The organism is Burkholderia sp. lig30 (assembly GCF_000687455.2).
In the GTDB taxonomy this organism is placed as follows: domain Bacteria; phylum Pseudomonadota; class Gammaproteobacteria; order Burkholderiales; family Burkholderiaceae; genus Burkholderia.
Window position 1 is genome coordinate 1 of the sequence record NZ_JGVW01000119.1, and the last position, 1,626, is coordinate 1,626.

Annotated in this window: 3 pseudogenes; all 3 read right to left on the reverse strand. The window is 61.5% G+C overall.

The features are described from left to right. A pseudogene (locus LIG30_RS22510) lies at positions 1-288 on the reverse strand (DUF2235 domain-containing protein); the annotation flags it as partial. Positions 289-303: 15 nt separating this feature from the next. Further along, positions 304-938 (reverse strand): annotated as a pseudogene (locus LIG30_RS27570) (DUF3304 domain-containing protein). Positions 939-964: 26 nt separating this feature from the next. Further along, positions 965-1,626: pseudogene (locus LIG30_RS22520) on the reverse strand (T6SS phospholipase effector Tle1-like catalytic domain-containing protein); the annotation flags it as partial.

A 1,626-nucleotide genomic window follows, 5' to 3' on the forward strand; every position in this document is an offset into this window, starting at 1 on the left:
GCCGACGCCCGGGATGTAGAACCTGGAAATGCCATTGTCGGGATCATGGATTGCGACATTGAAGAGCCGCGCGACATTGGTATGGGTCCGCTTGTTCGAGTCACGCAGGGGATTATCCGACGCGTCGTTGTTGTTCGTGCCGTCAAAGAACAGGCTGATCTGCAACGTCTGCCGGCACGACCGGGTTTCGTCATGCATCCGCAGCGCGCCCAGCTTGAATGCGTCTTCGCTTTGCGATAGCGGCAGCCGGCCGCCCTCCGGCATCGCTTCTGGCCATCGAATCGTCACTGTCTTCCTCCCTTGTCAGTCGTGAGCCGGTGGATAGCGCCGGTTCCACTCTTCGTCGAGCACGCCCTGCGCGATGTACGGATCGTCATCCGCCGGGCGGTTGTTCGGATTGTTGCCGCCCTCTCGATTGCCGTCGGTAATCATCACGCGAACCCGATCGCCGGGCAGGAAGATGCCCCACGCCTCGTTCGCATTGGCGCCGTTGTATGGCGCAATCCGCACGTTCTCCGCCTTGTACCAGTAGCCCCATTTCTTTCCGTCGGGCCTCTTTTTTCAACCAGCCACCGCACCGTCAGCTTCAGCTCCGGTTGCCATTCAAAGGGATAGCGTATGCAACACATCCCACCGCTCTCGGATGGCCGGCCATTCGTCTTGATCGGCATCACGTTCGCCCCCCCACCACCAATACCGCTTCCCGACGGACCGGTCATCGCGAACTTGTGGATGTACCAAGGGGTGTAGTTCAATGCATCTACATCCATGCCCCCTCCGAGCTTTACCGGGTGAGGCACGTGCACCGGCACCGTTGCATTCGGCTGTCCGCCTGCGCATGCTGCCAGCGACAGACAGAACGCCGACAGCACACCGGTCACCGCCACTCGCGATTGATCCGTCACTGCATGCCTCCCTTTCTGTACAGCCGGCTCCATCCTTCGTCGATCACGTCTTGGGCGATGTACTCCGTCTTGAAATCCGCCCTGTCCAGAATCTCGTCGCCCTTCATCATCGGCACACCGTATTTGAGCGCGTGAAGGTACATGTCGTGCAACGCAATCTGGCTGAGCTTGCTGCCATCGCCCTGGTCGGGATCGCGTCCCTTGCCCTGTTCGTTCGGCGCATAGCCGCCGCCGACATCCGAATGCACGCCGGGATAGGCGATTTCATGGCGGATGCCCGCGGGATAGCCACCGCCCTCCTCGCGGATCGAATCGACCGGAAAGCTCATGCGCTGCTCGTGGATCGAGAACGCGTGAACGCAGTAGCGAACCGACTCGGGAATGCGCATCGCGCCGTCGCTGGCAAAGGCGAAGTGCTCGTCGAACGAACCGATGTCAACGGTCGCGCGGGTAAAATCGGGCGGCCCAACGGAAGCGACCGTATCGAACAGCCCCATGAAGTTCACCTGGTATGGCAGCGCATACTGGCCACCGAACTGGACGAGATTGCCGCCCGGCGCCCAGTGGTTCACCAGCTTGTGCACGAACGCGCGGGCGCCCGCAGCGCCGCGCGAGAAGCCGATCACGTTGATCCAGATCTTCCGGATCGTGCCGGGCGGATGATGGGCATCGACCGCAAGCTTGTGGGTCACGCCCAACGTCTGGAGCGGTTCATCGAACC